5 protein-coding genes are annotated in these 8,433 nt (G+C 60.7%); 4 read left to right on the forward strand and 1 reads right to left on the reverse strand.

What is annotated here, in order from left to right:
* The first annotated feature begins 40 nt into the window (after positions 1–40).
* From clpX to ppiD, 4 genes are all read left to right on the forward strand, one after another.
* A complete protein-coding gene (clpX, locus tag BN1132_RS05040; RefSeq protein WP_042075566.1) occupies positions 41–1,315 on the forward strand; it encodes an ATP-dependent protease ATP-binding subunit ClpX in 1,275 nt (424 codons plus the stop codon).
* 140 nt (positions 1,316–1,455) lie between these two features.
* Positions 1,456–3,810 carry an endopeptidase La gene (gene lon, locus BN1132_RS05045; protein ID WP_042075567.1) on the forward strand — a complete coding sequence of 785 codons (2,355 nt, stop codon included), beginning with the start codon at positions 1,456–1,458 and terminating at the stop codon, positions 3,808–3,810.
* A 240-nt stretch (positions 3,811–4,050) separates the two neighbouring features.
* Positions 4,051–4,323: a nucleoid-associated protein HU-beta gene (hupB, locus tag BN1132_RS19340; RefSeq protein ID WP_005315375.1), complete on the forward strand. Its 273-nt coding sequence runs from the start codon at positions 4,051–4,053 to the stop codon at positions 4,321–4,323.
* Between the two features lie 150 nt (positions 4,324–4,473).
* A complete protein-coding gene (ppiD, locus tag BN1132_RS05055) occupies positions 4,474–6,387 on the forward strand; it encodes a peptidylprolyl isomerase (protein WP_042075570.1) in 1,914 nt (637 codons plus the stop codon).
* A 301-nt stretch (positions 6,388–6,688) separates the two neighbouring features.
* Here the strand turns inward: ppiD and BN1132_RS05060 are convergent, their stop codons facing one another.
* Positions 6,689–8,281: an ABC-F family ATPase gene (locus BN1132_RS05060; protein ID WP_042075573.1), complete on the reverse strand. Its 1,593-nt coding sequence runs from the start codon at positions 8,279–8,281 to the stop codon at positions 6,689–6,691.
* Positions 8,282–8,433 lie beyond the last annotated feature (152 nt).

Here is an 8,433-nt window from a genome sequence, read left to right on the forward strand (position 1 = left end):
CAGGACGATCCATCCTCTATTGATAAAACGAGGTCGCTGAATGACAGAGAAACGCAAGGGTGAGGGCGACAAGCTGCTGTATTGCTCTTTCTGCGGCAAAAGCCAGCATGAAGTGCGCAAGCTGATCGCTGGCCCTTCCGTCTACGTATGTGATGAGTGTGTCGAGCTGTGCAACGACATCATCCGCGAGGAGATCCGCGAGATCTCTCCCAAGCGCGATGGTAGCGACCTGCCGACCCCTCATGAAATCCGCGCCCATCTGGACGACTACGTGATCGGGCAGGAGTACGCCAAGAAGGTGCTGGCGGTCGCTGTCTACAACCACTACAAGCGTCTGCGCAGCGGCAGCGAGTCCGGTGGCGTGGAGCTGGGCAAGTCCAACATCCTGCTGATCGGCCCGACCGGCAGCGGCAAGACCCTGCTGGCCGAGACGCTGGCACGCCTGCTGGATGTCCCCTTCACCATGGCCGATGCCACCACCTTGACCGAAGCCGGTTACGTGGGCGAGGACGTGGAGAACATCATCCAGAAGTTGCTGCAAAAGTGTGACTACGATGTGGAGAAGGCCCAGCGCGGCATCGTCTACATCGACGAGATCGACAAGATCTCCCGCAAGTCGGACAACCCCTCCATCACCCGCGACGTCTCCGGGGAAGGGGTGCAGCAGGCACTGCTGAAGCTGATCGAGGGCACCATTGCCTCAGTGCCGCCCCAAGGTGGTCGCAAGCACCCGCAGCAGGAGTTCCTGCAGGTCGACACCTCCAAGATCCTCTTCATCTGTGGCGGCGCCTTTGCGGGGCTGGACAAGGTGATCGAGCAGCGCTCCGTCAAGGGGACCGGCATCGGTTTTGGCGCCGAGGTGAAATCCAAGAATGCCAAGGCAACCCTGAGTGAGAACTTTGCCAAGGTGGAGCCGGAAGATCTCATCAAGTACGGTCTCATCCCCGAGTTCATCGGTCGTCTGCCGGTGGTCGCGACCCTGACCGAGCTGGACGAGGCCGCTCTCATCCAGATTCTGAAAGAGCCGAAGAACGCGCTGACCAAGCAGTATGCCGCGCTGTTTGCTCTGGAAGAAGTGGAGCTGGAGTTCCGTGACGACGCTCTGAACGCCATCGCCCGCAAGGCCATGGAGCGCAAGACCGGTGCCCGCGGTCTGAGATCCATCGTCGAAGCCGTGCTGCTTGACACCATGTATGACCTGCCGTCCCTGAAAGGGGTCAGCAAGGTGGTGATCGACGAGACGGTGATCAAGGGAGACTCCGCGCCCCTGATGATCTACGACAATCCCGAGACTCAGGCCGCAGCCTCAGAGTAACTGTCTGATTTTTAATCACATAAAGGGGCTTTTTGCCCCTTTCATGCTTTTTACGGCCAAGGCGATTGAATCTCATCTTTGCGCCCCCATATACTCAGCCAAGCGCTTTGCCAACGGTATAACAAGCCGAGAGGACATATATGAACCTAGAGCGTTCAGAACGCATCGAGATTCCCGTCCTGCCTCTTCGTGACGTGGTGGTTTACCCCCACATGGTCATTCCACTCTTTGTGGGGCGGGAAAAATCCATTCGCTGTCTGGAAGCGGCCATGGAGCAGGACAAGAAAGTCCTGCTGGTGGCCCAGAAGGATGCGTCTACTGACGAGCCAACGGTGGAGGAGATCTTCTCCGTCGGGACAGTGGCCAATATTTTGCAAATGCTCAAGCTGCCGGACGGCACCGTCAAGGTGCTGGTGGAAGGGAGCCAGCGTGCCCGCCTCGAGCGGATGATCGACGATCGCGACTTCTTCGTCGGCGAGGCGCAGTACATCGCATCCTCCCCCATCGAGGAGAAGGACCAGGATGTGCTGGTGCGCTCCGCCATCGGCCAGTTCGAAGGTTACATCAAGCTCAACAAGAAGATCCCGCCCGAGGTGCTCACCTCGATCTCGGCGATCGACGATGCCGCCCGCCTGGCCGACACCATGGCCGCGCACATGCCGCTCAAGCTCGAAGACAAGCAGAAGGTGCTGGAAATCGCCTCCGTGTCCGAGCGCATCGAGTTTCTGATGGCCATGATGGAGTCGGAGATCGACCTCTTGCAGGTCGAGAAGCGTATCCGCTCCCGGGTCAAGAAGCAGATGGAGAAGAGCCAGCGCGAGTACTACCTCAACGAGCAGATGAAGGCCATCCAGAAAGAGCTGGGTGAGCTGGAAGACAGCCCGGACGAATTCGAAGCCCTCAATCGCAAGATTGACGAGGCGGGGATGCCGGAGGATGCCCGTGAGAAGGCGCTGGCCGAACTCGCCAAGTTGAAGATGATGTCCCCCATGTCGGCGGAAGCCACTGTGGTGCGCAGCTACGTCGACTGGATGGTGCAGGTGCCCTGGAAGGCCCGCTCCAAGGTCAAGAAGGATCTCGCCAAGGCCCAAGAGGTGCTGGACGCGGATCACTATGGCCTGGAGAAGGTCAAGGATCGCATCCTCGAGTATCTGGCGGTGCAGGCGCGGGTCAACAAGCTCAAGGGCCCCATCCTCTGCCTGGTCGGGCCTCCCGGCGTGGGCAAGACCTCGCTCGGTCAGTCCATCGCCAAGGCGACCGGTCGCAAATACGTGCGCATGGCGCTCGGTGGTGTGCGTGACGAGGCGGAGATCCGCGGTCACCGTCGCACCTACATCGGCTCCATGCCCGGCAAGCTCATCCAGAAGATGGCCAAGGTCGGGGTGAAGAACCCGCTGTTCCTGCTCGACGAGATCGACAAGATGAGCTCGGACATGCGCGGCGATCCCGCCTCCGCCCTGCTGGAGGTGCTGGATCCCGAGCAGAACAACAGCTTCAACGATCACTACCTGGAAGTGGATTATGACCTGTCGGACGTGATGTTCGTGGCCACCTCCAACTCCATGAACATCCCGGGTCCACTGCTGGATCGGATGGAGGTGATCCGCCTGTCCGGTTACACCGAGGACGAGAAGCTCAACATCGCCAAGCAGCACCTGGTGGCCAAGCAGATCCAGCGCAACGGCCTGAAAGAGTCCGAGATCACCATCGAAGACTCGGCGCTGATCGGCGTTATTCGCTACTACACCCGCGAGGCGGGGGTGCGCAGCCTGGAGCGCGAGATCTCCAAGATCTGTCGCAAGGCAGTCAAACGCATCCTGTTGGACAAGAGCATCAAGCATGTCCTGGTCAATCAGGAGAACCTCAAGGAGTTCCTCGGGGTGCAGCGCTTCGACTACGGCAAGGCCACCGATCAGAACCAGATCGGTCAGGTCTGCGGCCTGGCCTGGACCGAGGTGGGGGGCGATCTGCTCACCATCGAGACCACCAACATGCCGGGCAAGGGCAAGCTCACCTACACCGGCTCCCTCGGTGACGTGATGCAGGAGTCCATCCAGGCCGCCATGACGGTGGTGCGGGCCCGTGCCGAGAAGCTGCGCATCAACGGCGACTTCTACGAGAAGCGCGACATCCACGTGCACGTGCCGGAGGGGGCGACCCCGAAAGACGGCCCGAGCGCCGGTATCGCCATGTGTACCGCCCTGGTCTCCAGCCTGACCGGCAACCCGGTGCGCGCCGACGTGGCCATGACCGGGGAGATCACCCTGCGCGGCGAGGTGCTGCCCATCGGTGGTCTCAAGGAGAAGCTGCTGGCGGCCCACCGTGGCGGCATCAAGCGGGTGCTCATCCCGAAAGAGAACGAGCGTGACCTCGAGGAGATCCCGGCCAATGTCAAACAAGATCTTGAAATCTATCCGGTTCGCTGGATTGACGAGGTGCTTGCACTGGCGCTGCAGGACAATCCGCAGGGTTTCGAACGCGTTTCTGTCGTGTAAATGTTGATGCGCCGCAAATTTGGCGCATTCGGGGGGTGGTTAAGGCTTGCATGCGCCGGACAACGGAAGTAGCCTTGACCACCGATCGGGTACTCATGATGAGTCGCAAGGCGTGATGTGGCGCGGGTTTGCGCCAGATTGTCACTTGCAACTGATCAGGAGGCTTGTTATAAAACCTCCACTTGTTGTGGCCAGGGAAATCAGCGCCGCAGCGATGTTCGATAAAAGGGGAATATAAGAGTGAATAAATCTCAACTGATTGACAAGATTGCAGACGGTGCTGATATCTCCAAAGCTGCCGCTGGCCGTGCGCTGGATGCCTTCATCGATGCCGTGGGCGAAGCTCTGAAAGAGGGTGACCAGGTTGCACTGGTTGGCTTCGGTACTTTCGCCGTGCGCGAGCGTGCCGCCCGTTCTGGCCGTAACCCGCAAACTGGTGCGACCATCGAAATCGCCGCCGGTAAAGTTCCTGCCTTCAAAGCCGGCAAGGCCCTGAAAGACGCGGTCAACTAAGCCGGTCGCTGATATCACATCGGCACCGTCCTTGGTCGTTGACCAGACAAGTGAGAGGGCTCTCCCTCATACTGATTGACCAAGGCGCATCGCAATCGGTGCGCCTTTTCATTCTTTACGCCCATCGAGTTCGGGAGCATAAGTACAAACATGATGTTGGATAAACTACGCGAAGGGGCGCAGGGCAAGGTAGCCAAGGTTATCTTGGGCCTGATCATTCTCTCCTTTGCCTTGGCCGGTGTAGGTAGCTACCTCAACGGCCCGGCCCGTACCGCCCCCGCCACCGTCAATGGCAATGACATCAGTGCCCCGGCACTGGAGAATGCCTATCGCAACGAGCGGGCCCGCATGGAATCCCAAATGGGTGAGGCCTTCAACCAGCTCGCCGCCAACCCCGATTACATGAAACAGTTCCGTCGCGGCGTGCTGGACCGGTTGATCGATCAGGCGCTGATCGATGACAAGGCCCGCTCCCTGGGCCTGCGCGTCAGTGACGAGCAGATCAAGCAGGCCATCGTCGCCATGCCGGAGTTTGCCGAAGAGGGCAAGTTCAGCAACGACCGCTACCTGCAGCTCATCCGCCGCGCCGGCATGACCCCCGAGATGTTCCGCGACTCCCTGCGCCAGGACATGGTACGCCAGCAACTGATGGGGGCCGTGCTGGGCTCAGAGTTCGCCCTCAAGGGCGAGGCCGAGCAGCTCGACCGGCTCTACAACCAGACCCGGGATCTGCGCCTGGTGCGCCTGGCCGCCTCCGCCTATGTGGACGGGGTCGAGGTCAGCGATGCCGAGATTGAGCAGTTCTACAAGGCCAACAGCGGCCGCTTCATGAACGACGAGAAGGTCAAGGTCGACTATCTGCTGCTGGATGCCGCCAATCTTGGCAAGAACATCAAGGTCACCGAGCAGGACGCCCAGGATTACTACGATCAGCATCAGGATCTGTTCCAGCGTGCCGAGCGTCGCCAGGTGGCTCATATCCTGATCCCGTTTGGCAAGGATGAGAAGGCCGCCGAACAGAAGGCCGAGGCCGTGCTGGCCAAGGCCAAGGGCGGCGATGACTTCGCCGAGCTGGCCAAGGCCGAGTCTTCCGATACCTTCTCCGCCAAGAAGGGCGGCGAGCTGGACTGGTTCGAGAAAGGGGTGATGGATCCCGCCTTCGAGCAGGCCGCCTTCGCGCTGGCCAAGGCCGGGGATCTCTCTGCCGTGGTGAAGAGCCCGTTCGGTTTCCACATCATCAAGCTGCTGGCGGTCGAGCCTGCCAAGACCAAGCCGTTTGCCGATGTGAAGAGCGACACCATCGCCCGTCTGCAGTCTGACAAGGCCAAGGAGCAGTTCTTTGCCGAGCAGCAGAAGATGGCCGACAGCAGCTTCGAGAACCCGGACTCCCTGGATCTCACCGCCGAGACCATGGGTCTGAAAGTCGTCTCCTCCGACTATTTCAGCCAGGCCGATGCGCCGGCACCGCTCAGCGATCCCAAGGTGCTCTCTGTGGCCTTCTCCGAGCAGCTGCGCGATGACAACACCAACTCCGACGTGATCGAGCTCGGCGACGGCAAGGCGCTGGTGCTGCACATCATGGGTCACCAGCCGAAGGCGGCCAAGCCGCTGGCGGAGGTGAAAGAGCAGGTGATCGCGGCCATCAAGCACGACAAGGCGAGCGAAGTGGCCCGCGGCAAGGCGCAGGGCTTGCTGGACAAGCTGCACGCCGGCGAGGATATCCAGGCCGATCTGACCGCCCTCGGGCTGAAGGTGGAGACCCACAACGGCGTCGTCCGCTTCACCCAGGACATGGATCAGAACCTGGTGGCCCAGGCCTTCCGCATGCCCCATCCGAAGGATGGCAAGCCGAGCGTGGAGCTGGTGACCGAGGCCAACGGCGATCGCGTGGTGGTGGCTCTTGACAGGGTCAACCTGATCAAGGAGCCGTCCCAGATGGTGAGCCTGCTGCAAGGCCAGCTTGGCCAGGGCAAGGCCCAGGCGGACTACAAGTCCCTCATCGACGAACTGCGCAAGGCGGCCAAGATCGAGTACTTCACCGATGCGGAAGCGGCCGTCGAGTAAGCCGACGCCGCTCCCGCTTGAAAACGGCCCCGATACGGGGCCGTTTTTTTATGCGCGAGAGGGGGAGGCCGGTTGCGCGGCCAACTTGTGTTCTGTGCTTTTCTACTGCCTCCTTGCGGGAGAAGGGGGAGCAAGAGAAGCGGGGTTGCAGACCCGGGGGAGGGGACGCGGGCCGCCGCTATCGTCCATTATAGCTGGGCAAGCCAGCGGGCCACCTCGTCTGGACAATCCCGGAAGCGTGAGGCGCCCATAAAAAAACCGGCGCACCTGGCGCCGGCTTCTCTCTTTGCATTGCGAGGGGTTACACCACGCCCTGGCTGCGCAGGTACTCCTCGTAGGTGCCGCCGAAGTCGCGGATACCGTCTTCAGTCAGCTCCAGAATGCGGGTCGCCAGGGAGGAGACAAACTCACGGTCGTGGGAGACGAAGATCAGGGTGCCCTTGTACATCTCCAGCGCCAGGTTCAAGGATTCGATGGATTCCATGTCCAGGTGGTTGGTCGGCTCATCCATGATCAGGATATTGGGGCGCTGCATCATCAGCTTGCCGAACAGCATGCGGCCCTGCTCACCACCGGAGAGCACCTTGACCGGCTTCTTGATGTCGTCCTGGGAGAACAGCAGACGGCCCAGTACGGAGCGTACCGCCTGCTCATCTTCGTTCTCCTGTTTCCACTGGGCCATCCAGTCGAACACGTTGAGGTCGGTGTCGAAGTCCTCGGCGTGATCCTGGGCGTAGTAACCGATCTGGGCGTTTTCGGACCACTTGATGGTGCCGGTATCCGGTGCCAGCGCGCCCACCAGGGTTTTGATCAGGGTGGATTTACCGATCCCGTTGGTCCCCAGAATGGCGACCTTCTCGCCCACTTCCAGCATCATGTTGAGGCCCTTGAACAGAGGGGCTTCGCCATAACCTTTCGATACTCCTTCGATCTCCAGGATGTTGCGGTAGAGCTTCTTCTCCTGCTCGAAGCGGATGAAGGGGTTCTGCCGGCTGGAGACCTTCACTTCCTCAATCTTGATCTTGTCGATCTGCTTGAGGCGGGAGGTGGCCTGGCTGGACTTGGAGGCGTTGGCGCTGAAACGCGAGACGAAGGATTGCAGATCGGCGATCTGGGCCTTCTTCTTGGCGTTGTCGGCCAGCAGGCGCTCACGGGCCTGGGTGGCGGCCGTCATGTACTCGTCGTAGTTGCCCGGGTAGACCCGCAGCTCGCCGTAGTCCAGATCCGCCATGTGGGTGCAGACGGAGTTCAGGAAGTGACGGTCGTGAGAGATGATGATCATGGTGCTCTCGCGATCGTTGAGCACCTGTTCCAGCCAGCGGATGGTGTTGATGTCCAGGTTGTTGGTCGGTTCGTCCAGCAACAGGATGTCGGGGTTGGAGAAGAGCGCCTGCGCCAGCAGCACCCGCAGTTTCCAGCCCGGCGCCACTTCGCTCATCGGGCCGTTGTGCTGCTCGATGGGGATGCCGGCACCCAGCAGCAGCTCGCCTGCGCGGGATTCGGCGGTATAGCCGTCATACTCGGCGACCAGGCCTTCCAGCTCGGCGGCCTTCATGTAGTCGTCGTCGGTGGCTTCGAGGTTGGCGTAGATGGCATCGCGCTCGGCGATGGCGGCCCACAGCTCGGTGTGACCCATCATGACCACATCCAGTACGCGCATCTCTTCGTAGGCAAACTGATCCTGACGCAGCTTACCGATACGTTCGTTGACGTCCAGGCTCACATTACCGCCAGTGGGCTCCAGATCGCCGCCGAGGATCTTCATGAAAGTGGACTTGCCACAGCCGTTGGCACCGATGAGGCCGTAGCGGTTGCCGCCGCCAAACTTGACGCTGATGTTCTCAAACAGCGGCTTGGCGCCGAACTGCATGGTGATGTTGTTACTCGAAAGCACTGGAATGTCCCGGTTGATCTGTCAAATGGCGCGCATTATGGCACAGATCCCCCGAAAGTTTTAGCAAGAACTGTGATCCAGACCGGTTGCAGGGGGTTTTGCCATCGTGCAACGGACCCCTGGGGCCGCCGGGGCGAACAGGGGGGTGGCGA

Origin of the sequence: Aeromonas sanarellii, assembly GCF_000820085.1 — a bacterium.
Lineage (GTDB): Bacteria > Pseudomonadota > Gammaproteobacteria > Enterobacterales > Aeromonadaceae > Aeromonas > Aeromonas sanarellii.

Bases quoted from the DNA above. Each gene is read 5' to 3' on its own strand.
- clpX (WP_042075566.1), top strand. From the start codon at position 41: ATGACAGAGAAACGCAAGGGTGAGGGCGACAAGCTGCTGTATTGCTCT.
- lon (WP_042075567.1), top strand. From the start codon at position 1,456: ATGAACCTAGAGCGTTCAGAACGCATCGAGATTCCCGTCCTGCCTCTT.
- ppiD (WP_042075570.1), top strand. From the start codon at position 4,474: ATGATGTTGGATAAACTACGCGAAGGGGCGCAGGGCAAGGTAGCCAAG.